Raw genomic sequence first — 26711 nt, 5'->3', positions numbered from 1 at the left:
AATGTTGGCCATTTCAATTGAGAAGGGATTCGTACGCTATGATTGAATTTAAGAACGTTTCTAAAGTATATCCCAACGGTACAGTAGGTCTGAAGGACATTAACCTGAAGATGAATAAAGGGGAATTCGTAGTGATCGTGGGCTTGTCCGGCGCGGGGAAATCGACCCTGCTTCGTTCGATCAACCGCCTGCATGAAATAACCGATGGACAAATATTGATTGACGGAAAATCCATCACGGCCGCCTCCGGCGTCAATCTTCGGCATCTGCGCCGGGATATCGGGATGATATTCCAAAATTTCAATCTCGTGAAGCGTTCTTCCGTTCTTCGGAACGTATTGTCAGGTCGGGTTGGCTATCACTCGACCTTGCGAACCCTTCTGGGCTTATTCCCTAAGCATGATGTCGAGCTGGCGCTGAAGGCGCTGGAGCGTGTCAATATCCGCGAGAAGGCATACGCCCGGGCGGATGAGCTGTCCGGCGGTCAGCAGCAGCGGGTTTCCATTGCGCGCGCATTGGCTCAGGAAGCAAAGATCATTCTTGCAGACGAGCCGGTTGCCTCGCTTGACCCGCTTACGACCCGCCAGGTCATGGACGACCTCAAGCGCATTAATCAGGAGCTTGGAATCACGACAGTCGTAAATCTTCACTTTATCGACCTGGCGCGCGAGTATGCCACAAGGATTATCGGTCTTCGCGCGGGACAAGTGGTGTTCGACGGTCCGGTATCGGAAGCGACGGATGAGAAATTCTCCGAAATTTACGGACGCGCCATTAAGAAGGATGAGCTGCTGGGGGTGGAAGCGTGAGCAAGCCTAACGCGCTCTCCTCGTCCGCCCCGCCAAGGAAGCCGCCGCGGACCAAAACCTATGTTACCATCTTGATCCTCCTGGCGCTGATGGTCTGGAGCGCCTTCAAGACGGAGGCGACCCTTACGGATTTGATCACCGGCATGCCGGAAATGGGCAAGCTTCTGGTTGACATGGTTCCGCCCGATTGGAGCTATATTGACGTCATCTTTAAGCCGATGATGCAGACGATCCAAATGGCCGTCATCGGAACGACCTTCGGCGCGCTCCTTGCGATCCCGGTTGCCTTCCTGGCGGCGGGCAATGTGACGAAGGCACTTTGGCTTTACTATCCGGCGCGGTTCATTCTCAACCTGATCCGTACGATTCCGGAGCTTCTGTTCGCGGCGATTTTCGTAGCGATCTTCGGTTTGGGGCCTTTGGCGGGTGTGCTTGCGATCGTATTCTTTTCGTTCGGTTTGATCGCCAAGCTGACTTATGAGTCCATCGAAGCCATTGATCCGGGGCCGCTGGAGGCGATGACAGCCGTCGGCGCCAATAAGATACAGTGGATTCAGTTCGGTGTTGTGCCTCAGGTGCTGGCTCAGTTTTTGGCTTATCTGCTCTATACTTTTGAGGTCAATGTTCGTGCAGCGGCAGTTCTCGGTCTGGTAGGCGCCGGAGGGATCGGTCTGCTTCTCGACCGCTCGCTCAACCAGCTTCGATATGACCGCGCGTCGTTGATTATTTTGGTCACTCTGATCGTCGTCCTTGTCATCGATTATATCAGTACGCGGATTCGCGAATATTTGCTTTACGGCAAATCGACCTCGGCGGCGACGGCAAGCAAGCCTTCCGGCTTTCGCATCCGTTTCTGGCTGGTGGCTGTTATCATCTTCGCCTTGTATGCCTGGTCCTTTACCGGCATTCAATTTGAGGGCATTAAAGAGACGGCCGGACAAATCTCCAGAGCGATCGTCAGAGGGCTGTTCCACCCGGATTGGGCCTATGTGTACATTCCCGAGGGCGAGGATTTGCTGCGCGGCCTGCTGGATACGCTCGCGATTTCTATTCTCGGCACGTTCATTTCGGCGATTCTGGCCGTGCCGTTCGCTTTCTGGGCAGCTAACAATATGAGCAAATTCAAGTCCGTAACCGGCAGCGGCAAATTCATTCTCAGCTGTATCCGTACGTTCCCGGAGATCGTGATGGCGATCATCTTCATCAAGGCCGTAGGTCCGGGCGCTTATGCCGGGGTATTGGCTCTTGGACTTCACTCCATCGGGATGCTCGCGAAGCTGTACTCGGAGGCGATCGAGAACATGGATCTCGGGCCGACCGAGGCGCTGACCGCTTGCGGCGCGAACCGGCTGCAGGTGCTGTGGTTTGCCGTCATACCGCAGGTGCTGCCGGAATTTTTCTCCTTCTCGTTGTATCGTTTTGAAATCAATATCCGCTCGGCTTCCATTCTTGGTATCGTCGGAGCGGGGGGAATCGGTACGCCCCTGCTGTTCGCCTTAGAGGCGCGTGCATGGCCGCGGGTAGGGATCATTCTGCTGGGAATTATCGTAATGGTCACGCTGATCGATCTCATTTCCGGCTATATTCGCAAACGACTTGTATAATAAAGGATAGCTTTCTTCCGGATCCGATCCCGGGGGAAAGCTTTTTTTTCAACATAGTAAGATGACGGAGCACGGAGAATGGAAGACATATGGCTACATCCCCTACAAGAAGCTGCGTAAATGGTAGACAGTCGTATTGAAAATTGATTCGGCAAATGTTAACGGAAAGAGCAGAAAAAACAGGTGCACCCTTGGCTGTTCTTCCTTGGAGTCCCTCCTACAGAAAGGAGAAATAGTCCCATCCCTCCCCATGCGCCAAAAGTATGTGTTTAGCATGCAGAGATTTCAAATAGGACGCCGCAAGGCGGTTTTTCTTAACTTAGCCATCTCTGATGATAGTTTGGCTTCAACTGCTTAAAACATTGCCATATGTAAGCGTTTTAATATATAATAGTAGGACTTCTAACCAAGAGCTATCTGTGAGGGGTTCAACCATCATGCGCACAAAGTGGAAACTGACGGGGCACGTTCCCCAGTACATGAAGCTGCTGCTTGCATTTAGCTTGTTTATCGGAGCCATCCCGGTGATGGCCCTCGGCTTGTATGCTTATTACATTGCGGCGGAGGATGTGGAGCACAAAACGAAGGAAAGCCACATGCAGCTCCTGGCCCAGACGCAGATGAGCATGGAGCAGAATATGAAGCAGCTCGAGCTTACCGCTATGCAGCTTGCCAATTCGCCCTCCATCACAGCAGCGATGGCCGAATCGCTTACGCCTGCCAATTATCTCCGGATTCGTGAACTTCATTCAGGCTTGTACAGCTTGCAGACTCCATTCAGCATTCAAGAAAGCTACCTGATTCACCAGCAGCAGGGCTGGGCATTGAACTACACTTCCTTCAGCTCCTTGCAGGAGCTGGATATTAACAAGCATCTGGGCGATTATGCCTCACACTCGAACAACATGTTCTGGGATACCGGCTACAGTGTGTCCTCCTTGCAAGTAGGAGGGGGAGTCCATCGCACCGATACGCTTCGACTCGTAGTGAAGCTTCCGATTTTACCATACACAATGCAGCCCAAAGGCTTCCTGATCATCGACCTCTTAAAGTCGCAGCTAAGAACCAAGCTGGCTGACAGCACCGAAGGACAATCGGGCCATATTTATATGATGGATCGCAATGGGATCGATTTCCTGGCGCGAAGCGAGGATACGGCCGCTCCCTTCCTGCAAGTCAATGCGCAGATTATCGATAGTATTGCACAGACAGGGCAAACCGTCGGTTTTATCCAAGGCAAGCTGGGGGACGAAGAGATGGTGTTCTCTTACCGTCAGTCCAAATATAACGGCTGGATCTATGTCTCCGTTGCTTCCTTGGATGAGATAACGCGAGAATCCAGGAAAATCGGTACGGGTACCTTGGTCGCCTGCAGCGCGGTGCTTGTTGTTGTCGGCTTCATTGCCTGGGTGGTCAGCCGAAGAATGTACAGACCGATCAAAAGGCTGGCCGAAATGACCCAAGCGGTGCAAACGGAAGGGATGACGGGCAAGGACGAATTCCGATCGCTTGAAGAGCGGTTTCTTACCTTGTTCAGCAACGGACAGAGGCTTCAGCAGCAGATGCAGGATCATCTCTCCCAATTGAAGGACTACTTCATGCTGAAGCTGTTTACGGGGCAGCTGTCGGAGAAGGATATCGCTTCCCGCATCCGGCAGTACGGCTTCCCGTCCGATTGGAAACAATTAGCGGTCCTGACGCTGCAGATCGACACCTTACAGGATACCCGTTACCGGGAACCGGACAAAGAGCTGTTGTTATTCGCTATTCACAACATGGTCGGGGAGCTGATTCCCGCCCATCAGCGGTTCAGTCATGTGTTACTGGAGCAGTCGCAGGTCACTCTGCTGGCCACGAACTTCGAGCAGGAGTCCGATTGGCTGGAGTTCACGTACGAAGTAAGCGAGCTGATTAAATCCAAGGTCTCGGAATTTCTTCAAGTCAGTGTCAGCATCGGCATTAGCCGTCCGTTTCTTAGAGCGTCCGAAGCGCCGCGGGCTTACAATGAAAGCCTGGATGCGTTGAAGAGCCGAATTTATTTGGGGAATAGCTTAATTTTGCACTACGAGGGTCTGCGCTCCGGCATGAGCGAGATGGCTGCTACGGCATACAATCAGCTCAAGTGGACGGAGGATCAGCTGGTTCAGGCGATCCGGCAGGGCAATATGGACAGCGCCGTTCCGTGGCTGGATAAATTTATGAACGAGCTTACGGAAAGCCAACTGAGCGTCAAGGAATATCCGGCCTTATTGATGCAGCTGGTGTCGCGCTTATATCAGATTGTTCAGGAGAAAGGCGGCACAGTGCAGCATGTGCTTGGAGAGGGTGCTTCCTTCAGCAGGCTGCTGCGGATGAGTACGCACGACGATATTCGGGAATGGTTCAAGAGCGAGCTGCTGGAGCCGATTGAATCGTTCCTTCAACTGCAGTCGGAATCACAATACCTCAGTATTGCCCAAAGGGTCATTCAAATGATTCAGGAGCGGTACGATCAGGAAATCACGCTGGAGAGCTGCGCGGCGGAGCTGCATTTTCACCCAGTGTATGTCAGTCGTGTCTTTAAGAAAGAGACGGGCATGACCTTCAGCGATTATGTAACGGATTACCGAATGACGCTTGCCAAGCAATGGCTGGAGTCCACCAGCATGAAGGTGTCGGATATATCGGATAAGCTGAACTACTCCAACACAACCGCCTTTATTCGTACATTTCGTAAAATCGTCGGCATGACGCCGGGACAGTATCGAGAGAGCAATAATCCATATAATCCCTAGATTGGTTTGAAATCCCGTTTAACGGAATAAGCAGCGGCGGCTGCTGTTCCGGCGGGATTTTTTCTTTGTGCGGACCTGGTTATCTTGGGGTAGCTGATGGTTGCTTCCGGTTCATTTCTTGAGAAAAAGCCCGCTGGACAGGCGTTCACGGCGCTTTCGGTCAAGAGGTTATCCCCGGTGTATAGCATGTTACAGCCGGGGACGACATAATGAGACTCAGAAAGCGAAAACAACACATTCGGAAGGAGGCGGGAGGATGAGCACACTCCAAAAAAAATACGTCCAGCCAACGGCAGCCGCACCATCCAGATGGCAAGGATGGGGCAAAGCACTGCTGAAGGACAGGTGGCTTTACTTTATGGCCTTGCCCGGCCTGGCGTATTTTCTAGTATTCAAATATGTGCCGATGTATGGACTCATCATGGCGTTTCAGGACTTTAAACCGCATCTTGGGTTTATGGACAGCCCTTGGGTTGGTATGAAGCATTTCGAACGATTCTTCAGCGAGGATCAGTTCTGGATGCTGTTCCGTAACACGGCTTTGCTGGCCGTCTACAATCTCGTCTTCTTTTTCCCGCTGCCGATTATATTGGCGCTCATGCTGAACGAAGTCCGTTTGGAGCGATACAAGAGATTCGTTCAAACCCTCGTTTACATTCCCCACTTTGTTTCGTGGGTAGTCGTAGTCGGGATCTTCTATATCCTCTTCACTACCGAAGGGGGAGCGGTAAACGAGCTCCTCTTTATGATGACGGGGGTGAAAATCCCTTTCCTGCTCGAGCCGGACTGGTTCCGAACGATGATCGTCGGTCAATCGATCTGGAAAGAGGTCGGCTGGGGCACCATCATCTTCTTAGCCGCCCTTGCGGGAGTCGATTTGCAGCTGTATGAGGCGGCCAGGATGGATGGAGCGGGACGCTGGCGGCAATTATGGCATATTACGCTGCCGGCCATTCGAAGCACAATCGTCATATTGCTGATTCTGAGGCTCGGCAATTTCCTGGATTCCGGGTTCGAGCACATCTTCCTGATGTTGACCCCTACAAACCGCGAGGTTGGGGAAGTGTTCGATACGTATGTGTATGTCAAAGGTCTAACCCAAGGGCAGTTTAGCTACAGCGCAGCCGTAGGATTGTTCAAATCCGCTGTGGGACTGGTGCTAGTTCTATCCGCTAACTGGCTGGCCAAGCGCTTCGGCGAGGAAGGCGTTTACTAATTTATGAAGGAAAGGAGGACGGAACACCATGAATTATGATAAAACATGGGGCAATCGGCTCTTCGATGCTGTGAACTATAGTTTGCTCGGTATCATGGGGATTGTTTGTATTCTTCCCTTCGTATATGTTCTGGCGGTCTCCTTCACGGCACCGCACATCGTAGCGGAAGGCGGCTTTATCTTATACCCGAAGGAAATCTCCCTTGCTGCTTACCAATACATTTTTTCCACGGATACGCTGGTTCGCAGCTTGGGGGTTTCCATCTATGTGACAGTGGTGGGCACCATCATTAACCTGCTGTTTACCTCCCTGCTTGCTTATCCACTTTCTCGTCCTCATCTGAAGGGACGCCGGTTAATGCTCCTTGCCGTTCTCTTCACGATGTTATTCAGCGGCGGGCTGATTCCGACCTATTATGTGGTTAAGTCACTAGGCATGATCAATTCCTTGTGGTCCCTCATGATTCCGACGGCGATCAGCGCCTTCAACCTAATCGTGCTTAAGAACTTCTTCCAGCAAATGCCGGACGGGCTGGAGGACTCCGCCAAAATTGACGGCTGCAACGACCTGGGTATTCTCCTGCGTATCGTTCTTCCGTTATCGCTTCCGGCTATGGCCACCTTCGGACTTTTTTATGCGGTCGACCATTGGAACAAATTTTTTAGCGCCGTAATGTACATCAATGACAATACCAAATGGCCGGTGCAGGTGTTACTGCGAGAGATCGTTATCAATGCCAGCAGCCGGGTGGGTGATGTAAGCGTCGACGAAATGAATATTCAGCCTCTTACCATTAAAATGGCTGTTATCGTTTTCGCTACGCTGCCGATTATCATCGTTTACCCGTTTTTACAAAAGCATTTTGCCAAAGGCGTTATGCTTGGCTCCGTAAAGGGGTAATATCAGAACCATATTATGGGAGGTCATGTCAAATGAAAAAAGTAAAGAAGCGTGCGTTGGTCAGCACGGTGGTTGTCAGCTCCATGCTGTTTACGGTTGCCTGCAGCAGCGGCGGAGAGAGCAAGGCTCCAGCTGCCGGTCAGCAAGGTCAAAGTCAGAGCCAGAATCAAGCTCCGTTAGACCTGAGCGTTGCGATTTCCCAGGTAGGCGACATCCCTTCGAAGGGAAATCCGGTCGAGCAGGCCATCGAGAAGTTTACAAATACGAAGCTGGATATCCAGTGGATTCCTTCCTCCGCTTATAATGATAAAATCAATGTCATGCTGGCATCCAACGAAATGCCGAAGCTGCTTCGCGTGACCCAGGGCCCTACGATCGTGAATGCGATCGAATCCCAGCTGTTCTGGGAGATCGGTCCGTATCTGAAGGAATATAAAAACCTGAGTGCCCAAAACCCTCAATTCTTCGAGAATATATCCGTCGAGGGCAAGCTGTATGGGGTACCGCTCTACCGCAACATGGGCCGCGGAGCCGTTGTATACCGTAAGGACTGGATGGATAACCTGAAGCTCGCTTATCCTAAGACCGTTGACGAATGGTACAACGTCATGAAAGCGTTAACGCAGAACGATCCGGACAAGAACGGGAAAAACGACACCTACGGTATCATCCTTCATAAGAAATATAACGAAGGCGCAGCATCCATGACGACACGTTTTGCCGTTATGCTCGGCGGCGTCAACAAGTGGGGAGTCGATAAGGACGGGAACTTCACACCGGAGTACACCACTCCTGAATTCATGGAGACCTTGAAGCTGTTCCGCCGCTTGTATGCAGAGAACCTGATGAATCAAGACTTCGCCGTGCTTGATGCAGCCGAAGCGGAGAAGTGGATGGATACAGGCCGTGTCGGCTTCCGATTCGGGGTAGCCACCAACGGGAAAAGCCAGCAGGATCGTCTGAACAAGACGAATCCAAGTGCGGTGATCGATGTGGCCAGCTTCGAAGGGCCGAAGGGTATCCGCATCGCCTCCGAGAACGGAAACAACGGATTCTTCGTCATTCCGAAATCTTCCGTGAAGACGGAAGCGGAGATGAAGCGTGTGCTCGGCTTCCTCGATAAGCTGATGGAGCCGGAGATGTCGACATTGCTGCTGCGCGGTATCGAAGGTACGCACTTCGGTAACACGGCGGACGGCAAGACAGAATTCATTGGCGACGGCTTTAATATCTTCCAGCGCGAAGTAAAGCCTTACCGCGATAACCTGACTGTACTTGAAGGCTACAATGTGAAGCCGCTGAAGGACGTGCCGATCGGGGAAAAAGGAACCAAGATGGAATCCGACGGCATCAAGTATATTGTCTCGAACCCGGCGCTGACGCTGAAATCCCCGACCTACTCGGAGCGCGGACAGGAGCTCGACCTGCAGATGATGGATGCTCAAACCAAATTCATCATGGGTAAAATCGACGAAGCCGGCTATCAAGAGGAAGTTAACAAGTGGAAGAAAAACGGTGGCGATAAGGTTATGGCTGAATACAAGGCTGCTTATCAAAAATTGAAAAAGTAAGTGGAAAGGGGCGAACCCTTCAAGCAGACAGACCTGCCTGAAGGGTTTGCCCCTTCTTGTATATCCGTAAAAAATCCCCGAAGCTCAGGAGCTCCGGGGATCGTTGTCGTTCTTATTTTTTACCTGACATCAGCTTGTTAGCGTCGCGTACGACATCGAACTTCTTGTCGTCGGATGCAACATAACCGCGGTGAGAGTATACCTCGAAGATGATCTTGGAGCCTTCCGGATCCTTACCGAGTGCGATGAACGCGTCGGCGATCTTCTTGCGCCATTCGGGATCCATATCGTTACGTACGGAAATCGTATCGTTAGGAATACCGGCAGTGAAGAACAATACGCGAGTTTTGGAGAACACATCCGGGAAGTCCTTCATAACCGTATTACGAGCGTCTTGGAAAATGGCCGCTGCATCCACTTCGCCGTTCAATACGGCGAGAACACCTTTGTCATGACCTTTGACCGTGATGCCTGTAACGTCCTTATCCGGGTCTACGCCATTTTTCTTCATTTCCAGACCTGGGTAGATGTAGCCAGCGGAAGAAGTAACATCCTGCCAAGCGATCTTCTTGCCCTTCAGGTCAGCAATGGACTTGATCGGGGAGTCGGCTTTAACGATAATCATGGATTTATAGCTGTCAGCCAGTTTCGTAGGATCTTCTTTGCCTGTAGCGTCGTCGATCGCATAACGCTGAGCCTGGAGCAGAAGATCTACAGCCTTCTTCTCGTCGTGAGCAAGCACATAACCGGTTGGAGGGAGGAAGCCGATATCTACCTTCTTGGAAGCCATTGCCTCAATAACCGTGTTATAGTTGGTGGATACGGAAACCTTCACAGGAATGCCCAGTTTGTCGCCAAGAAGCTTCTCAAGAGGCTTTGCTTTGGCTTCAAGCGTTTCAGCGCTTTGGGACGGGACGAATTGAACCGTCAGTTCTTTAGGAACATAGCCCTTAGCGGCAGGAGCTGTTTGGTTTTTGTCTCCCCCCGCAGGTGCTGCCGGAGTCGGCTCCGCCTTTTGGCCGCAAGCTGCCAAAATTCCTGCAGACAGCATAACGGATAAGCTGATTGCTGCAAACTTTTTAAACATGTAAATTGACCTCCTGTAGATTACGTTTTCTTTGGAAAATCTTTTCTTACTATAACATAACTTTGCCGGGCGAACAGTAAATTTTTTGTGAAGCAAGGTGTTTTTTGTCGGTTACTGGGTTAACTTGTCGACATTGAATACAGTTAGCAAAGTTGTTACTATGGGAGTATGTTAGGAATGTCCAACTAAAAGTGAAATTATACCAAATATATTGGAGTGATCGGGATGACGCAGGAATATAATCTCACCCTATTGGAGACAAGTGACATTCATGGGAATATGCTGCCCATTCTATATGCGAATCATCAGCCTACTGAAACGGGCTTTGCCAAGCTGGCCACTGTGATACGGGAAGAGCGCAAGAAGGGAGGGCCGCTGCTGGTCATCGACAATGGAGACTTGATTCAAGGCACGCCGCTGGCATACCATCATGCGAAGCTGAACGGGGGCGTAATCAGCCCTATGATCGACAGCTTGAACGAGCTGGGCTACGATGCCGCTGTGATCGGTAACCATGAGTTCAACTACGGCCTCGAGCTGCTGGAGAAGGGAGTTCGCGAATCGGCGTTTCCTTGGCTGTCCGCCAACATTGTGAACGAGCAAACGGGGGAGCCGTACTTCGGCAAGCCTTATCTGGTGAAGGAATTTGAAGGCGGCCTGCGGGTAGGAGTCCTCGGACTGACGACGAAATATATCCCGAATTGGGAAAAAGCGGAGCATATCCGGGGACTGCGCTTCGAGGATGCCGTCGAAACGGCCCGGAAGTGGGTGCGGGTGCTTCGTGAAGTGGAGCGGGCTGATATTGTGGTGGTTTCGTACCACGGGGGCTTCGAGCGGAACCTCGCAACGGGCGTGCCGACGGAGGCGCTCACGGGTGAAAACCAGGGGTACGCGCTCTGTACGGAGGTGGAAGGGATTGACGTGCTGCTGACGGGGCATCAGCACAGGGTGCTATCGGGAATCGAAGTGAATGGCGTCGTTATTGTGCAGCCTGGGGTTGGAGGCGCCCATCTCGGGCGGGTCGAGCTGAAGCTGCATAAGGATGATACGGGCCGGTGGCGCGTAGCGGAAAAGCGCTCGGAGCTGCTGTCGCCCGAAGGCGTCGTACCTGATGCAGCGGTCGTAGAGAAGGTGCGTCCTCATGAGGAGCTGACCCAGGTATGGCTCGACCAGCCGATCGGCAAGCTGACCGGGGATATGCTCGTCCGCGACCACCAGCAGGTACGCCTGCAGGAGCATCCGTTGATCGAATTTATCAACCGGGTGCAGATGGAGATATCCGGTGCGCCAATCTCCAACACGGCATTATTCGATAACGTATCGCCTGGCTTTCCTGAGAACATTACGATGCGGGACATCGTATCCAACTACGTGTATCCGAACACGCTGCAGGTCATTCGCGTGTCGGGACAGGACATTAAGGATGCGCTGGAGCGATCGGCGTCCTATTTTGCCGAGTATCATGGGGAAGGTCCGATTGAAGTGAGCCCCGATTTCAGCGATCCGAAGCCGCAGCACTATAATTACGATATGTGGGAAGGGATCGATTACCGTCTGAATATTTCGCGGCCTGTCGGCGAGCGGGTGGAACGGTTGGAATACGAGGGGAAGCCGCTGGACATGAAGGGCGAGTACGACGTAGTGATGAACAATTACCGTGCGGGCGGCGGCGGAAATTACGCGATGTTCCAAGGAAAGCCTGTAGTGAAGGACATCCCGACGGATATGGCGGAGCTTCTGGCGAACTACATTATGGAGCGAGGCACGATCCAGGCGACGCTGAACAACAACTGGGAGGTTGTGTGGGACGGGAAGTAGAACGTTTGTTTGGGGGTCGGCGATAATACCGGGCAAATGGCGAGAGGTCGGAGTCGGGGAATGTGTGAGCAGTAACGGCACGCGGTGCCGTTAACCGCGCGAGCGAGCGGGGATCCTGGGCAAATAGAGGTACGTAGCTTAGGGACGTTAAAGTAGGGGGAGAGGTCGGGGTCGGGGTCGGGGAATGTGTGAGCAGTAACGGCACACGGTGCCGTAAACCGCGCGAGCGAGCGGGGATCCTGGGCGAAATAGAGGTAAGCAACTTAGGGACGGTACAGGTGGGTGCGACGGTGGAGCCGGATCCGGTTCCATAAGGAGCGATTGGGGTTCACATTAGCATAACGGACTTTGAGGGACTTATTTTGCCGAGATGTGTGCGTTCTGATGAAATAACGGACTTTGAGGGACTTATTCGGTAGAAAATTAGCATGTGGGGCATCTTCTCGCATGCTTCGGCCAAAATAAGTCCTCCAGAATCCGTTATTTTCCGTTTTGGGCGTTATTTGCCCCGCATAACGGATCGAAAATCCGTTATGCTGCCAGCAATCCGCTCACAGCAAAAAGGTTTTATTGTCTATCGCCAGCTGGTAGGAGCGAATTCGCCTGGTTCCGCTCGCCGGAGTGAACCATTGCTTGGAGACCAGCTGGTGGAGCAGCTTATAAGCATACTTACTCTCTATACCCACATGCTCGCATAGATCGCTGGGAGTAACAGGACGGCAGAGCCGGATTGCCAGGGTAACGATATCCTTCTCGATCCGGGTAAGATTCGGCAGCGAACGATCCTCCCCCAGCCATTTGCCCAGAAACTGCTGAATCATTTGCTGACACAAACGGGGTCGCTCACTGACATCATCCGCCGAAAATCGCAGAATGCGCCAGCCGTCGATGACGAGGTGATTTTGCCGCTGCCATTGGTCGGAGAACCGGTGCCTGCTCATATGACGCAGATGCGGACCATAGCCGTCAATCTCCATACACAGCTTCAGATGAGGACGGATGTAAGCAAAGTCAAGAAATCTCGTACCGTCCTTATAGTCATACACCTCATACTCCGGATGCAAATACTGAAATGACCCTGTTGCGGGCCACCACACCTCCTTAATAAAATGCCTTTCCGCGTAGGCATGGCCCTCTTCAAGCCGCCGCAGCCGCTCGCCCCTTCTTGCTATGCGATGCCGGGTTAGCCACTCCTCATACTGTAGCTCGAACGCTGACAAAGACAAATCTCCTACTCCTCCCTAATAGCAAATAAGCCGCTCCCCCGAGAGAATAACCTCTCATGGAGAGCGGCGTGTGCTTCACTGCCGATCGCATTCTCCTTGATTATATTGGAAAAAGGGGTTATGCGCAAACGGAAGATAGTGTATGATCATTTTGTAATTATCCAAGTAACCAATCATTAGGGAGGCTGAATCGATGGAACGCGAAAGACTGCTGTTATGGCCCGAAGGAACACCGAACGCACTAGGGGAAGAGGCAGAGGATAAGCCTACACTGGTTCCCTATCTCATAGAAAGCAAGGAGCCGGCTGCGGCTGTCGTGGTATGTCCGGGCGGAGGATACGCGCGCAGAGCGGATCATGAAGGAGAGCCGATAGCGCTTTGGCTGAACTCGCTCGGCATTTCCGCGTTCGTAGTGCACTACCGTGTAGCGCCTTACCAGCATCCGAACCCGCTCTCCGACGCGCAAAAAGCGATTCGTATGGTGCGCCATAACGCGGCGGAATGGAATATCGACCCGAAAAGAGTGGGGATTTTGGGCTTTTCGGCAGGCGGGCACCTTGCTTCGTCGGCGGGCACGCATTACGACCTTGGACAAGCCGATGCGGCTGACCCGATCGAGCGTCAAAGCTGCCGTCCGGATTTGCTGGTGCTTTGCTATCCCGTCATTACGTTCGGGGAGCATGCTCATGCCGGGTCCAGACGCAATCTGCTTGGCGAATCGGAGCCTGCCGAGCTGGTGGAGCTGCTTTCGTCAGAAAAGCAAGTAACAGCGGATACCCCGTCTACGTTCCTATGGCATACGGCGGACGATGCGTCTGTTCCGGTGGAGAATGCGTTGATGTTTGCGGCTGCGCTTCGCCGCCACGGGGTACCGTTCGACCTGCATGTATATGAAAGCGGGTGTCACGGGCTTGGCCTGGCGAAGGAGCATGCGGAGGCATCGACTTGGCCGGAGCTGTGCGGCAGATGGCTGAAGAAGCGCGGCTTTGCAGGCTGAGTGAGCATGATGAAACAGGAAGAAGCGGGAGAGCGGCTGTACGAGCTGTACCCGCTCGGGGAACAGGCCGTAGTCATTCGCTTTCCGGGCGGTATGGAGGAGAAAACCCAGCGGCTCGTGGATCTAACGGTGCATCGACTGCTCCGCCAAACTCCCGCTTATGTGACGGAATGGATTCGCGCTTATACGAGTGTCACGGTGTTCTATGATCCTTGGATCCTGTATCGGGACATGCTGAAGCGGGGAATCGGAGAGGACTGGTCACCCTATGATCAGATGAGCCAATGGCTGGGAGAGCTGCTGATCGGCATCGGGAGCGAGCAGCCCGACGAAGGAGCGCGAACGGAGGGGCGTATCGTCACGGTTCCCGTCCTCTTCGGAGGGGAGGTGGGTCCGGATCTGGCGGAGGTTGCCGAACGTACCGGATTATCCGAAACGGAGGCAGTCCAGTTGTACTGCGAGCCGTTATACCGCGTCCAGATGATCGGCTTCCAGCCCGGCTTCCCGTACCTCGGCGGACTGCCGGGGCGGCTGTTCAGCCCGCGGCGAAGGGAGCCGCGGGCGCTTGTTCCGGCCGGGTCGGTGGGGATCGCGGGCCACCAGACCGGCATCTATCCGCTGCCCAGTCCCGGGGGCTGGCAGCTGATCGGCCGAACGCCGCTCAGGCTGTTCGGCCCGGACCGGGAGCCGCCGACGCTGCTTACGGCGGGCGACCGGGTGCGGTTTGTGCCGCTCGACGAAGCCGAGTATGCGGAGCTGGAGCGGCAGCAGCGGAAGGAGGCGAGCGACGAGTGAGCATCCTGGTGGAAAGCCCGGGCCTGCTGACGACGGTGCAGGACCTGGGCCGGTATGGCCATCGCGGCATCGGGGTATCGGTCGGCGGCGCCGTCGATACCTTCGCGCTGCGCGCGGCCAACGCCCTCGTCGGCAACGAGCCGCAGCATGCGGCGCTGGAGCTGACGATGCTTGGCGCGACCCTGCGCTTCCGCGAGGATGCGCTGGTCGCGCTGTGCGGCGCCGAGCTGGACGCGCGCGCCGTAGAGGGGCCGCCGCTGCCCGGCTGGCGGCCCGTGCTCGTGCGCAGCGGCACCACGCTGCGCCTCGGCCCCGCGCGCCGCGGCTTGCGCGCGGTGCTCGCGGTGGCGGGCGGCATCGCCGTGCCCGCCCCGCTCGCGAGCCGCAGCACGCTCGTGCGCGCGCGGCTCGGCGGCCTGGCCGGCCGGGCCCTGGCAGCAGGCGACCTGCTGCCCGTAGGCCCGCTGCCGGCCCTCGCCGCCTCGCTGCGCGCGCAGCTCGCTGCGGCCGAAGGGCCGCTCGTGCCCGCCCCATGGGCGCTCGCGGCCCAGGCGCGTCCACCGTATGCGGAGCATCCGGTGATCCGCGTCGTGCGCGGCCGCGAGGCCGAAGCGTTCGAGGCGAGCAGCCTCGAACGCTTCTTCTCCGCAGCCTGGCGCCTAACCCCGCAGTCGGACCGCATGGGCTGCCGACTGGACGGCTCGCCGCTTGCCCTGCGCGCGCCGCTCGAAATGATCTCCGAGGCCGTCGTGCCCGGCACCATACAGGTGCCTCCGGCCGGCCGGCCGATCGTGCTGCTCTCGGACGCGCAGACGACAGGGGGTTACCCGCGGATCGCCCAGGCGGCCGCCGTCGATCTGCCGCTCATCGCCCAAGTGCGGCCTGGCGGAACACTGCGCTTCACGGAAATCTCGCAGGCTGAGGCGCAAGCGCTGTACCTGGCGCGGGAGCTTGAGCTGCAAGCCCTTCAGGCATCGGTACGAGCAAGGATTAATTCGTTATAACCATTCCTTCCCTTGAGGCGGATCGGCGAATATGAGTTAATAAGTACGTAGCCGGCCAGCTGACATTCAAGGAAAGGAGTGATCAGAGCAATGATTACAATGACAGAGGTGGTCTCTGCGTAAGCAGAGATCTCAAGTTACGGGGGCCTTCGGGCCCCTTTATAAATGATCTATAAGAAAAGCTTCTATCGAAGCCCTCTCGGGGATGTACATTCGTGAGCAAGAGGAAGCTTTTCTTGAAACATTAGAATCCTTGAGCTCCGCTCAAAACTTATAAATTCTAATGTTATAAGAAAATACAAACGTCCGATGGACATTTTTCCCATACATAAGGTATAATGAAACAATGAGTCGCAATTTTGCGATATTCCAAATTTCAGGTGAAAGGAGTGTCATCAATGAAGAAGATTGTTGGAGGCACATTTAACGGAGGCACATTGGCAGGAAAAGAGTTTTACGAAACTGAATAGCGTTTTCTCCATTACCGACACCTGATCGTCATGAGAATCATGACACCATATGCGAGGCATTCAGGACACGAGCGGTTGATCGTGTTTTTTTATTTTTATGCCCCCTACAAACGACGAACGACGCACGCTTAGCCCCTAGACGGCGAGGCGTTCAGGAGGAGTGGATGGGAATGCTGTTAACTTTCGAGGCTCTTGCACAAGAAAGCGCGAAAGGAGGCATTCATCAATGGGGTACAAGAACGGAAAGGATATTTTGCCTGCGAATCTGCTGAAGCAGCTTCAGGATTACATCCAAGGTGAGATTATCTATATTCCCAAAAAGGACCAGGTCCGCGCCGGCTGGGGTGAGAACAACGGCACCCGGCAAACTATTCAACGGCGAAATCATGAGATCTTCCGGCTGTATCAGAACGGCTCGACCGTACCGGAGCTCATTCAGCAGTTTCATTTGTCGGAGGACAGCATTCGCAAGATCATTGTTAAAACACGCGGCTTGACCGGTCGCCAAGAAGCAGCCGGCCAGCGGCACTAATATAGAACGAACCGGAGGCCAAGAGCGTGCGCTTTTGGCTTTTATTCTTTGTCCGGCACTTATTTTCACGATGAAGGAGGCCTCTCTCTCGATGACGACAAGCCCAAAACCGATGACCATTGACCTCAATGCCGATATGGGAGAAAGCTTCGGAGCGTACCGAATCGGAGCGGATGAGGCGCTGCTGCCTTACATCAGCTCGGCCAACATTGCCTGCGGATTCCATGCAGGGGACTCGGCGACGATGCGCCGAACGGTGAAGCTTTGCGCCGACAGTCAAGTGGCGATCGGTGCGCATCCGGGGCTGCCCGACCTTCAAGGCTTCGGACGCCGCACGATGCACATTACGCCGGAGGAGGCATCCGACCTGATCCTGTACCAGACGGGAGCGCTTCTTGGTTTTGTCAAGGCTGAGGGTCTTACGCTTCATCATGTTAAGCCTCACGGGGCTCTCTATAATATGGCAGCTGCCAGCAGGCCGCTGGCGGACGCCATCGCGCAAGCCGTTTATCGGCTGGACCCGTCCCTCATTCTGTACGGCCTCGCGGGCAGCGAGCTTGTCCGGGCCGCCGATGCGATCGGGCTGAGGAGCGCATCCGAGGCGTTCGCTGATCGAAGCTACGAGCAGGATGGGTCGCTCACGCCAAGAAGCCAGCCCGGAGCCGTGCTGCATGACCCGGAGGCAGTAGCGGAGCAGGCGAAACGTATTGTGGTTGAGGGCCATGTCTTAGCTAGGCAGGGGCGTGTAATTCCCTTGCAGGCGGATACGCTCTGCCTTCACGGCGATGGGCCGGAGGCACCCCGATTGGCCGAGCGGCTTCGAGCTTCGCTGGGACTGGAGCAGATTCGGATTGCGCCTCCGTACAGTGCATAAGTATGGCTTGAGCCTTATTGGACCGGCTGCCCGGACGCTTTGCGCAGCTCATTGGCCAGCCGGTTGAATTCCTTCCGCGCTTCCTCCGACTCGGTTGTGAAATAGGCCGCCGACAGAAAGCGTATGATTTTGTTAGCATCCTCAGGACTTAGCATCTGTCATCCTCCCCTTTCTTTCTCTCCAGTTTATGTACCACAAAAACAAATGGTGAATCGTCGGCGTGGCAGGTTCTGTGCGAGTCCAGGTAATTATGATATGATGTAGGGGACCGCTAACCAATCGAGGTGAGCCCAAAGCATGCTCCGCGTATTCGTCTATGGAACGCTGTTGACGGGTGAAACCAATCATCATGTGGTATCGCCCTACTTGCTGTCCGTAAGGCCCGGTGCAGTCCGCGGCAAGCTGTACGATGCCGGGGAATACCCTGCGCTCGTCCTCTCCGGTCCCGAGATCCGGGAAACGGTACTAGGGGAATGGCTGGTTGTTACGGAAGAAGGGCTGGCTGCCATGGATCAGCTGGAGGAATATTACGGCGCTGGCTGCAGCAATGATTATGAACGGGTTTGGATTCGCGATAACAGGGAGGAGGAGCTGGAGGGCTGGGTGTACGTTTGGATGGACTCCCGCGGCTGCTCCTGCATTCCATCCGGCTCGTGGAGAGCGCACCGCGATACAAAATAGAAGCCTGGACTCCACCTTTAGAAACGTTTGGCGGAGTACGGCTTCCAGTCTTCTTTTTCCGACTTTTTAATAATTTCGGATATGCGCAAAGCGATGTTGTGGGATTCTTCGTCACCGTAGTGCTTCTTCAGCTGCTCGAATGTCAAATTATCCTGCAGCAGCTTTCGGGAAACCGTGCTTTCCCGATACCAGGCATCGGTGATCGCGAAGAGTCCATCCTTCTTCAACCACACTTCGTGGTAATGATTTTTATCGTCTTCTAAAGCTTTAAGCGACAAATAATAGGCGAGCATGGGGATCCGAGGATCCGACACCCGCTGGGACACGACGGAACCGGAAGCGATCGGCTGGCCGAAGGACACATACTTGGACACCTTGCGAATTAAGTGATCAATGTTGTCCATTCGAATCATCCTTCCTCAATAGGGCGTTTTTCCTAATATTACTAAAATTTAAATCAAGAATTGTTTATGCATTGATCATACCATAGTTCAAAGGGTCTATACATCATACTTTTGGCCCATATGTTTAGGTGTATTTTCACACACACAAGGAATAGGGCCATGACATGCTTTACACCAAAGAATTCATGTAGAGGTCTGAGAATGGGGGCTAGTTGCGTATGGAAAACTATCGGATCCTGCTTGCCGACGATGAAGCGGCACTGCGTTTTTTATTGACGGAAACACTCTCGGACGAAGGGTACCGGATTACGGAAGCTGAGGACGGAGAGCAAGCGAAGCAATATTTGGAATCGGAGCGCTTCGATTTAATTATTTTGGATTATATGATGCCGGAGAGGACCGGGGTCGAGGTATGCGAGTGGCTGCGAAGCGAGGAGAATGCGAATCGGGAGGCTCCGGTTATCCTGCTGACAGCGAAGGCCTTGGATAAGGATCGGGAACGGGCGAAAGCGGCCGGGGTGTCTCAATATATCGTCAAGCCGTTTAGCCCTTTGCAGCTGCTGGACATCGTGGAGGAGCTGATCCGCAAGGGCAGCTAGCGGCGCTTACCGGTAAAGATACGTTATCTATAATGATGAGAGCGGGAAGTGAAGATATTGAGACATGCATCGGAGGAGGAGCGCATTGAACGGGAGGCCCGTTTGCTTAAGGAGGGACGCAGGCGTTACATCGCAGTTCTGCACAAGCAGCTGGCAGAGCTCCAGGAGCTTCATCAGCTTCAAGTAGCGGATGATGCTTTGCAGTATGCGCGGCGCATCTATCGGCTGGTGCACACCTTGAAGGGAAGCGCGCCGATGTTCGGCTTCGAGCGTATCGGTATGCTGGGACAAGCTTGCGTTAAAGTGTGGCAGTGGACGGAAGAGAAGCTCGAGGAGAACTCGTCGGCGGAAGCTCTGCTCACAAAGTATGCATTGAGTATCGAGGCAAGCCTTCCGATCGTGCAGGAGCTTGAGATGGAGACGGACATTTATACCCGCGAGCTGGAGCTTGATGAGCATCAGGTTTTTACGATGACTGCACCGAGTGGAGAGCGACTGCTGATCATCGATGATGATGAAGTGCTTCGCTCCTATTTGGTTCGTTTGCTGAAGCTGGACGGCTATACGGTAGATGAAGCCGCTGACGTCGAAACTGCAGAGCGGCTCCTTCGGGAGCATGTGTATCATCTTATCACTTTGGATCTGATGATGCACCCGCAAAGCGGCTACGAATTGTTCGAGCAGTTGAAAGAGGATCCGACGCTAAAATGGATTCCGCTTATTGTCATATCCGGGCGCAGTGATGTGAACGACAAGGTTCGCTGCTTTCATCTGGGGGCGGATGATTACGTGTCCAAGCCGTTCCAGTATCGGGAGCTCAGCGCCCGGATTTACAGCCTGCTGAAGCGGACCAAAACCTTCGAGCAGATGGCGTTTCGCGACCCTTTGACCGGGGTATACAACAGGCGGTACTTTGACCACCAGATTCAAGCGGAGCTGCAGCGGATTTCCCGATACCCGGCACCGATTTCCTTGGGGTTCATCGATATTGACCGGTTTAAATCCATTAATGATACCTATGGGCATCATATCGGCGATCTGGTTCTTCAGGGGCTGGCGCACATGCTTCAGCATCATCTGCGGGCGACGGATCTCGTTGCGCGGTTTGGGGGGGAAGAATTTGTCGTCGTGCTGCCGAACACCCATGCCTCCGATGCGAGGAAAACCTTGGAGCATATTCTGCAGCTTACGAATCAAGGACCGGTAGCCCAGTATGAGGGACAAGCCTTTCATATCACCTTTTCCGCAGGGGTTTCCGAGTGGATGCCGGGCATGTCCGTCCAGCAATGGATCGAAAGATCCGACGCGGCGATGTACGATGCCAAGCAATCGGGACGCAACCGTGTGCTAGTGAAGGATAACAGGCCTGTCTCCGCAGTCGCGGAGTCCACTGCTTCCATTGAACCGCGTAAAACCGTCTTAATCGCAGACGATGACAAAATCCTGCGTTCCATTCTCATAGCTAAGCTAAAACATCTGCCGATTGATTTCCTTGAGGCGACGAATGGGGAAGAGGCTCTGCGTATTCTCCAGGACAAGCCGGTTGACCTGACCGTCTTGGACGGGGTGATGCCGCGTATGGACGGGTTCGGCGTTCTGGAGCGTTTGCAAGAGTCGCGCACACGCAGCGTGGATACGAAGATTCTTATGCTCTCCGGCCGCACCCGCGAGGACGATGTGAGCCGCGGCTTGCAGCTGGGGGCGCATGCCTTCATGCACAAGCCCTTCTCCATGGTGGAGATGGAGCTGAAGGTGAAGGAATTGCTGGACCTGCCATCATAATAATGTCCAATATAAAAAGGAAAGGACCTTCCGAATGGAAGGTCCTTCCTTTTATAATATTAGAATTTATAAGTTTTGAGCGGAGCTCAATGATTCTGATGTTTCAAGAAAAGCTACCTTTTGGACACGAATGCACTACTTTGAAAGGGCTTCGATAGAAGCTTTTCTTATAAGGCACATAGCCCAGTGACCTACAGGTCGTCCCAGTTCAGGTTGGAGGACTTACTGTAGTTGGTTACCTTTTGCTCGAAGAAGTCGGTCTTCATGCTGTTCATGTTGCTGAAGCTCTCGACCCATTTCATCGGATGGTCTACGACTTCCGGGTATAAAATTTCCAGACCCAGCTTCTTCATCCGCTCGTTGGAAATGTACTTGATGTATTGGTCGATGATCTCGTTGCTGAGACCGTTAATTTTGTTATTGGTGATATACTGGCCCCATTCGATCTCATGCTGTACGGCGGTGCGCATCATGCCGCGCAGATCCTCGATCAGCTGGTCGGTGAACATTTCCGGATTCTCCTTGCGAATTTCACGGAAGATGTTCTGGAACAAGGCCAAATGCGTCAGCTCGTCGCGCTGAATATATTTGATCTCGGATACGGTGCCCAGCATTTTGCCTTGGCGACCCAGGGCATAGAAGAAGCTGAAGCCGCTGTAGAAGTAAATGCCCTCAAGGATGTAGTTGGCCATAATCGTCCGCATCAGGTTTTCCGTCGTAGGCTCATCGATGAAACGCTCATAGAGGTCAGTAATAAACCGGTTGCGGCGTGCGAGATGCTTGTCCTCGCGCCATTGGTTGTAAATATCGTCTCGAACCTCTGCAGAGCAAACACTGTCCAGAATGTAAGAGTAGCTCTGGCTGTGAACGGCTTCCTGGAACGTCTGAACGGTGAGGCAAAGATTTACTTCAGGCGCCGTAATGTACTCATTGATGTTCGGCAGGTTGGCTGTTTGAAGCGAATCCAGGAAAATCAGGAAGCTGATGATTTTATCGTAGCTTTGGCGCTCTTCCGGCGACAGGAACTTGTAGTCCTTCGCATCCTGGGCCAAAGGAATTTCTTCGGGGATCCAGAAGTTGTTCATCATAGTACGGTACATTTTGGTAGCCCAATCGTACTTCACGTTGTTGAGCTCAATCAGGTTGGTTGTGTTTCCGCCGATCATGCGGCGCTTGCCCCAGTCACGGTCGCCATCCTCGTTAAAAAGCTTTTTCTTTTGCAAATCCAAGGCTGAGTCATCCCTTTCCATCCGCCTGTCTTGGCATCTCGTGACAAAGGCGGTCCTATTGTTACTTATACATCATGTAATGCAAGGGCCGCTTATCGTATGGGAAGTCCCCTGCCTAGCGGCAAGGGACTTCCTGATACAAGCACTACGTTAGAGTGACCCGTGATCACGTTGAACATTCGTTTCTCCAAGGCTGGCGCGATTTCAGCCGCGCCACTCCACTATTCCACTGCTCCGTCGATTGAAGTAGTGCTGGCTGGTGTGGAGAGGAATGTCCATTTGCCGCGAGTTTTGCACCCCATCCATACCTTCCAATCTAATCAAAGGATGGGGTGCAACTGTTTGAGCTTAGGGCAAATGGATATTTCCTCGGAACACCGGCGCGTAGCACTACTTCAATTGCCTTACGCCGAGCAGCTCACACAATCTTCCACTTCCAGGCTCTTATTGCGGCAGTAATATACGGTCTTCAAGCCGTGCTTCCATGCTGCCATGTAGAGCTCCAGGAATTCCTTCGCCGAAAGCTCCGGAGTAATGTACAGGTTGAACGACTGCGACTGGTCGATATGGCGCTGGCGGGCGCCGGCTGCCTTGATGCTCCAGTGCTGGTCGATGCGATGCGCTTCCTTGTAAAACCACATGGTCTCCGGTCCGAGGTTCGGTGCCGTTTGCGGAATAACCGCGTTCTTCTTCTCTTCCACGAAAAACTTGTTGAAGATCGGATCGATCCCTGCGGTAGAGCCGGCGATCAGAGATGTCGAAGCCGTAGGGGCGATAGCGAACATCCAGCCGTTGCGGACGCCGTACTGCTTCACCTGCTCCTTCAGCTCCTGCCATTCGGAGCCGGTGTAGCCGCGCTGGTCGAAGTAGGAGCCATCCTGCCACTCGCTGCCTTCGAAAGCAGGGTAAGGGCCTTTTTCCTTAGCAATCTCCATGGAAGCCTTGATCGCGCAATAGTTCATCCACTCATAGATCTCGTTAGCCTTATCCACGTGCTCGTCGGATTCCCATTGAATCTTCATCTGAGCGAGCATTTGATGGTAGCCGCTGGAGCCGAGGCCGACGGCACGGTACTTCTTATTCGTAATTTCCGCTTGCGGAATCGGATAGTAGTTCAAGTCGATGACATTGTCCATCATGCGCATTTGGGTTGTAACTACGCGCTCAATGTCTTCCTTTGTATAGGTGCGTCCCAGATTCGTAGAGGACAGGTTGCACACGACGAAGTCGCCGCTCTTCATTTTGGTAGTAATAATGCCGTCTTCATGAGTGGTCTGCTCCAGCTCGGTGGCACTCATGTTTTGGCAAATTTCCGTACACAGGTTGGAGCAATAAATCATGCCTGCATGCTTGTTCGGATTCGCACGGTTGACCGTATCACGGAAGAACAGGAACGGCGTGCCGGTCTCGAAGGAGCTCGTCAAGATCCGCTTCATAATGTCAATGGCAGGAACCTCGTCCTTGGACAGCTTCTCGTCATTTACGCAATCCCAATAGCGCTGCTCGAATTCCTCACCCCACGAGTCTTCGATGGAATAGCCTTTCAGCTTGCGCACCTCGTGCGGATCGAACAGGTACCAGCTTTGACGCTCTTCGACAGCCTTCATGAAGATGTCCGGGATACAAACGCCAGGGAAGATGTCGTGCGCCTTCATGCGGTCGTCACCGTTGTTCGTCTTCAGGTTCAGGAAATCGAAAATATCCTTATGCCACACATCCAAATAGACGGCTACCGCACCGGAACGAACGCCGAGCTGGTCTACCGCGATCGCGGTATTGTTGTAATTTTTGATCCAAGGCACAACGCCACCGGCTACGTTCTTAAAGCCACGGATGTTCGAGCCGCGGCTGCGCACCTTGCCGACGTAGATGCCCATGCCGCCGCCATGCTTGGATACCTGTGCGAAGCTTTGATCGACGTTGTAAATACCCCAGAGGTTATCCGGAACGGTATCGATGAAGCAGCTGGACAGCTGGTGCAACGGCTTGCGTGCATTTGCGAGTGTCGGCGTTGCCACAGTCATCTCCAGCTTGCTGAGCACATCGTAGAATTGCTTGGCCCAGTGAAGCTTGTCCTGCTCCTTCATGGCCAGATGCATCGCTACGCCCATGAACAGCTCCTGGGGCAGCTCCAGCACTTCCTTGTCCAAGCCGCGAATGAGGTAGCGGTCGGATAAGGTTTTCAAACCGATATAATTTATCAGATAGTCGCGCTCAGGCTTAATATAAGCGCCTAGCTGAGAGATTTCGTCCTTGGTGTAATGCTCAAGAATATATTTGCCGTAGAGGCCCATATCCGTTAAGTAAGTAATGAGAGAATAAAGATCTCCATAGCCGAAGTGCCCGTATTTACGGTTCAGGCGGGCTTCTTTATAAAGATCGTAAGTAAGGAGCTTCGCGGCGACATATTGCCAGTTCGGTTGCTCGACGCTGGTTTTCTCTACCGCTACTTGGATCAGGAGACGCTGGATTTCTTTGGTGGTGATGCCGTTGCGGAATAAAGGCAGCAACGCGGTTTCGAGCTCGAGCGGGTCGCATTCCGGATAGCCCTCGCAGGCGAAATCGATAACCTTCTTCATTTTGGAGAATACTAGCTCTTCCTTCGTGCCGTCGCGTTTGACGATGATCATGAGTACTTATCTCCCTTTCCTTCGCAAATAAAAAGCATGCCCTCCGCCCGGGTGGCGGATACATGCAGATTGCCCTTCACTCTGGTTGTCGCTCATGCGTCTAGCGCATAAGTTCGTGCCGATATGACAAAAAATTACGAATCTCGGATTATCCTTCGTTATGCAGTCATAGTGAAATTAGTTTCCACACTGTTCCGTGACAGTCACACAATATATCGTAGGTCGTTGTTCCTAACAACACTATATATTGTTTCCGTCGAAGGCCGTAAGAAGAATTTACCTCATTTGCACCACCCCTGTCAATCTCTTAAATTTGCCTAAAATTTCGACATTTCGGTAGATTCCTAGGTGCATCAAGGGGTTTCGCCGATTCATGAAAATAAATGAAAATAAAAAAGGATCCGTCTCGGAAATATACCGAGCTCGAACCCTATACAAGCTAGCCGCCCCACCTGCGGCGGAACCGGAACAGCGCATACCCGGCGAAATTAAGAAGGGAGAACAGGAGCACCCATGCCAAGGAAAGTCTTCGTTGATGGTAGGCGGTAATGATTCCCCAAAGAGCGAACAGCACCCAATATACGGCGAAGAAGGGCAGACTCCAGCCCTGACGGTAGCCGGTATGCAGAGCAGGGTCTGTCTGAGATTGCATAGCCCATTCCGGACCGCTACCGCCGCCCGCGCCATGATATTCGTCGTATACCGCATCCCGCGGGTACAGATAGACCGCCTTCTCCAGCGCGGTAGGGAACGGATCCTCCAGCAGCGTTTCCGCGCGAAAGAGAGCGATATATTCGGTCCCGTACAAATTCTCGGAAGCCAGGCGATCGAGCTGCTCGCGCAGCTGCGGCGTGATTTCCGTTTGACCTTTAAGGAGCTCCCATACACCTGTATCCAGCTTGGATTTCTGAGCCATGTGCAGCTGCTCTTGAGCGAAGAAATATCCGAAGATCAAGACACCGATCAGAGCGAATGCCATTGACACATACAGCAGCCTGCGCGCGAACACATGCTGCACGGAGAGGGTACTCAGCATTTCATGCTGAAGCTGCTTCCCGCTGCCGAATCGCTCAAGAGCGAGCGACACGCCGGCCTCCTCCGATAGCCCCTCCTCCTGCAGCTCCTTTACGGCTTCCAGCAGATGGACTCGCATCTCCTCCTTGAGCTCCTCCAGTTCCTGGGGATCCCCCTCGAACCCTCGAAATACACTTTGTATGTAGTCTTCAATTCGAAGCTTTGTCTTGTCGTTCATTCCCGGCTCCTCCTTCGAAAAAAGTATCCATAATCTCGCGCATAAATCGCCACTCCGCCTGTTTCTGCAGGAAACGTTCTTCTCCGGGAGGGAGGAGGCGGTAATACTTGCGTCTCCCGCCCCCGGACTCGGCCTCCTCGCCCCAGAAAGCCTCGATATAGCCGTGCTTTTCCAGACGCTTTAGTGCAAGGTAAAGCGTTCCTTCCTTCAGCTCGAACTGTCCACGGCTCTTCTCGCGAACCCGCTTGGCGAGCTCGTAGCCATACATGGGCTTGTCCAGAAGGAGAGAGAGCAGCATCGAATCGATATTTCCTTTCAAAAGCTCCTTGTCAACCTCCACCGCCGTCAAACCTCGCCTTCATATGATTAAGTACATAATAATATAGAGTACCAAGTTATGCAACGGTTAAGTGTAAATTTGGTTTGTATCTCTGGAATATGCTACATTTATTATAT

The 26711-nt window shown here is 53.4% G+C and carries 24 protein-coding genes and 1 pseudogene; 17 read left to right on the top strand and 8 right to left on the bottom strand.

Going from position 1 to position 26711, the window contains the following annotated elements; genetic code table 11:
- The first annotated feature begins 38 nt into the window (after window positions 1–38).
- From phnC to QMO62_RS13520, 7 genes and pseudogenes are all read left to right on the top strand, one after another.
- Window positions 39–809, top strand: a complete 771-nt coding sequence (phnC, locus tag QMO62_RS13550; protein ID WP_284641611.1) for a phosphonate ABC transporter ATP-binding protein — start codon at window positions 39–41, stop codon at window positions 807–809.
- Window positions 806–1603 (top strand): annotated as a pseudogene (gene phnE, locus QMO62_RS13545) (phosphonate ABC transporter, permease protein PhnE); the annotation flags it as partial. The gene phnC and the pseudogene phnE (QMO62_RS13545), both read left to right, overlap by 4 nt.
- A complete protein-coding gene (phnE, locus tag QMO62_RS13540; RefSeq protein WP_284644943.1) occupies window positions 1598–2413 on the top strand; it encodes a phosphonate ABC transporter, permease protein PhnE in 816 nt (271 codons plus the stop codon). The pseudogene phnE (QMO62_RS13545) and the gene phnE (QMO62_RS13540), both read left to right, overlap by 6 nt.
- A gap of 437 nt (window positions 2414–2850) precedes the next feature.
- Window positions 2851–5187: a helix-turn-helix domain-containing protein gene (locus QMO62_RS13535; RefSeq protein ID WP_284641609.1), complete on the top strand. Its 2337-nt coding sequence runs from the start codon at window positions 2851–2853 to the stop codon at window positions 5185–5187.
- 256 nt (window positions 5188–5443) lie between these two features.
- Entirely contained in the window at window positions 5444–6403 is a 960-nt protein-coding gene (locus tag QMO62_RS13530; protein ID WP_284641607.1) for an ABC transporter permease, read from the top strand.
- A gap of 28 nt (window positions 6404–6431) precedes the next feature.
- Window positions 6432–7304 carry a carbohydrate ABC transporter permease gene (locus tag QMO62_RS13525; RefSeq protein WP_284641606.1) on the top strand — a complete coding sequence of 291 codons (873 nt, stop codon included), beginning with the start codon at window positions 6432–6434 and terminating at the stop codon, window positions 7302–7304.
- A 32-nt stretch (window positions 7305–7336) separates the two neighbouring features.
- A complete protein-coding gene (locus tag QMO62_RS13520) occupies window positions 7337–8875 on the top strand; it encodes an extracellular solute-binding protein (protein WP_284641604.1) in 1539 nt (512 codons plus the stop codon).
- 112 nt (window positions 8876–8987) lie between these two features.
- On the opposite strand, the gene QMO62_RS13515 is transcribed toward QMO62_RS13520, so the two are convergent.
- On the bottom strand, window positions 8988–9962 hold the full coding sequence (locus tag QMO62_RS13515) for a phosphate/phosphite/phosphonate ABC transporter substrate-binding protein (RefSeq protein ID WP_284641602.1): 975 nt from the start codon (window positions 9960–9962) through the stop codon (window positions 8988–8990).
- A gap of 225 nt (window positions 9963–10187) precedes the next feature.
- Between QMO62_RS13515 and QMO62_RS13510 the strand changes: the two genes are divergently transcribed.
- A complete protein-coding gene (locus tag QMO62_RS13510) occupies window positions 10188–11780 on the top strand; it encodes a bifunctional metallophosphatase/5'-nucleotidase (protein ID WP_284641600.1) in 1593 nt (530 codons plus the stop codon).
- A 188-nt stretch (window positions 11781–11968) separates the two neighbouring features.
- A complete protein-coding gene (locus tag QMO62_RS13505) occupies window positions 11969–12094 on the top strand; it encodes a hypothetical protein (protein WP_284641598.1) in 126 nt (41 codons plus the stop codon).
- A gap of 237 nt (window positions 12095–12331) precedes the next feature.
- Here QMO62_RS13505 and QMO62_RS13500 read toward each other — a convergent pair whose 3' ends face one another.
- Complete coding sequence (locus QMO62_RS13500; protein ID WP_348651704.1) at window positions 12332–13006, bottom strand: putative endonuclease domain-containing protein; 675 nt, start codon at window positions 13004–13006, stop codon at window positions 12332–12334.
- Between the two features lie 193 nt (window positions 13007–13199).
- Here QMO62_RS13500 and QMO62_RS13495 point away from each other — a divergent pair, with 193 nt between their 5' ends.
- The 5 genes from QMO62_RS13495 (at window position 13200) to QMO62_RS13475 (ending at window position 17678) form a co-directional block, all read left to right on the top strand.
- Window positions 13200–14003 carry an alpha/beta hydrolase gene (locus QMO62_RS13495; protein WP_284641596.1) on the top strand — a complete coding sequence of 268 codons (804 nt, stop codon included), beginning with the start codon at window positions 13200–13202 and terminating at the stop codon, window positions 14001–14003.
- 6 nt (window positions 14004–14009) lie between these two features.
- Complete coding sequence (gene pxpB, locus QMO62_RS13490; RefSeq protein WP_284641594.1) at window positions 14010–14798, top strand: 5-oxoprolinase subunit PxpB; 789 nt, start codon at window positions 14010–14012, stop codon at window positions 14796–14798.
- The gene (locus QMO62_RS13485) at window positions 14795–15802 is read left to right on the top strand and encodes a 5-oxoprolinase subunit C family protein (protein ID WP_284641593.1); all 1008 of its coding nucleotides are present in this window, start codon (window positions 14795–14797) and stop codon (window positions 15800–15802) included. Before pxpB ends, QMO62_RS13485 begins: the two co-directional genes overlap by 4 nt.
- A 696-nt stretch (window positions 15803–16498) precedes the next feature.
- Entirely contained in the window at window positions 16499–16804 is a 306-nt protein-coding gene (locus QMO62_RS13480; RefSeq protein ID WP_284641591.1) for a CD3324 family protein, read from the top strand.
- 91 nt (window positions 16805–16895) lie between these two features.
- Window positions 16896–17678: a LamB/YcsF family protein gene (locus QMO62_RS13475; protein WP_284641589.1), complete on the top strand. Its 783-nt coding sequence runs from the start codon at window positions 16896–16898 to the stop codon at window positions 17676–17678.
- Between the two features lie 14 nt (window positions 17679–17692).
- Here the strand turns inward: QMO62_RS13475 and QMO62_RS13470 are convergent, their stop codons facing one another.
- Complete coding sequence (locus QMO62_RS13470) at window positions 17693–17833, bottom strand: N-acetylmuramoyl-L-alanine amidase (protein WP_284641587.1); 141 nt, start codon at window positions 17831–17833, stop codon at window positions 17693–17695.
- 142 nt (window positions 17834–17975) lie between these two features.
- Here QMO62_RS13470 and QMO62_RS13465 point away from each other — a divergent pair, with 142 nt between their 5' ends.
- Window positions 17976–18359, top strand: a complete 384-nt coding sequence (locus QMO62_RS13465; RefSeq protein WP_284641585.1) for a gamma-glutamylcyclotransferase family protein — start codon at window positions 17976–17978, stop codon at window positions 18357–18359.
- 17 nt (window positions 18360–18376) lie between these two features.
- Here QMO62_RS13465 and QMO62_RS13460 read toward each other — a convergent pair whose 3' ends face one another.
- Window positions 18377–18763: a hypothetical protein gene (locus tag QMO62_RS13460; RefSeq protein WP_284641584.1), complete on the bottom strand. Its 387-nt coding sequence runs from the start codon at window positions 18761–18763 to the stop codon at window positions 18377–18379.
- 218 nt (window positions 18764–18981) lie between these two features.
- On the opposite strand from QMO62_RS13460, the gene QMO62_RS13455 reads away from it, so the two are divergent.
- Window positions 18982–19362, top strand: coding sequence for a response regulator (locus QMO62_RS13455; protein ID WP_284641582.1), 381 nt, complete (start codon window positions 18982–18984; stop codon window positions 19360–19362).
- Between the two features lie 57 nt (window positions 19363–19419).
- On the top strand, window positions 19420–21144 hold the full coding sequence (locus QMO62_RS13450; protein ID WP_284641580.1) for a diguanylate cyclase: 1725 nt from the start codon (window positions 19420–19422) through the stop codon (window positions 21142–21144).
- Between the two features lie 191 nt (window positions 21145–21335).
- Here QMO62_RS13450 and QMO62_RS13445 read toward each other — a convergent pair whose 3' ends face one another.
- From QMO62_RS13445 to QMO62_RS13430, 4 genes are all read right to left on the bottom strand, one after another.
- On the bottom strand, window positions 21336–22373 hold the full coding sequence (locus QMO62_RS13445) for a ribonucleotide-diphosphate reductase subunit beta (RefSeq protein WP_284641578.1): 1038 nt from the start codon (window positions 22371–22373) through the stop codon (window positions 21336–21338).
- Between the two features lie 404 nt (window positions 22374–22777).
- Window positions 22778–25003: a ribonucleoside-diphosphate reductase subunit alpha gene (locus QMO62_RS13440; protein WP_284641576.1), complete on the bottom strand. Its 2226-nt coding sequence runs from the start codon at window positions 25001–25003 to the stop codon at window positions 22778–22780.
- Window positions 25004–25442: 439 nt separating this feature from the next.
- A complete protein-coding gene (locus tag QMO62_RS13435; protein WP_284641574.1) occupies window positions 25443–26255 on the bottom strand; it encodes a permease prefix domain 1-containing protein in 813 nt (270 codons plus the stop codon).
- Window positions 26227–26595 (bottom strand): PadR family transcriptional regulator, encoded by a 369-nt coding sequence (locus QMO62_RS13430; protein ID WP_284644941.1) that lies wholly within the window; start codon window positions 26593–26595, stop codon window positions 26227–26229. Before QMO62_RS13430 ends, QMO62_RS13435 begins: the two co-directional genes overlap by 29 nt.
- Window positions 26596–26711: the final 116 nt, after the last annotated feature.

This window comes from Paenibacillus silviterrae (assembly GCF_030167925.1).
GTDB classification, from domain to species: domain Bacteria; phylum Bacillota; class Bacilli; order Paenibacillales; family NBRC-103111; genus Paenibacillus_G; species Paenibacillus_G silviterrae.
The sequence above is the reverse complement of the archived record's forward strand: the minus strand, read 5'-3'. Positions and strand labels throughout refer to the sequence as shown.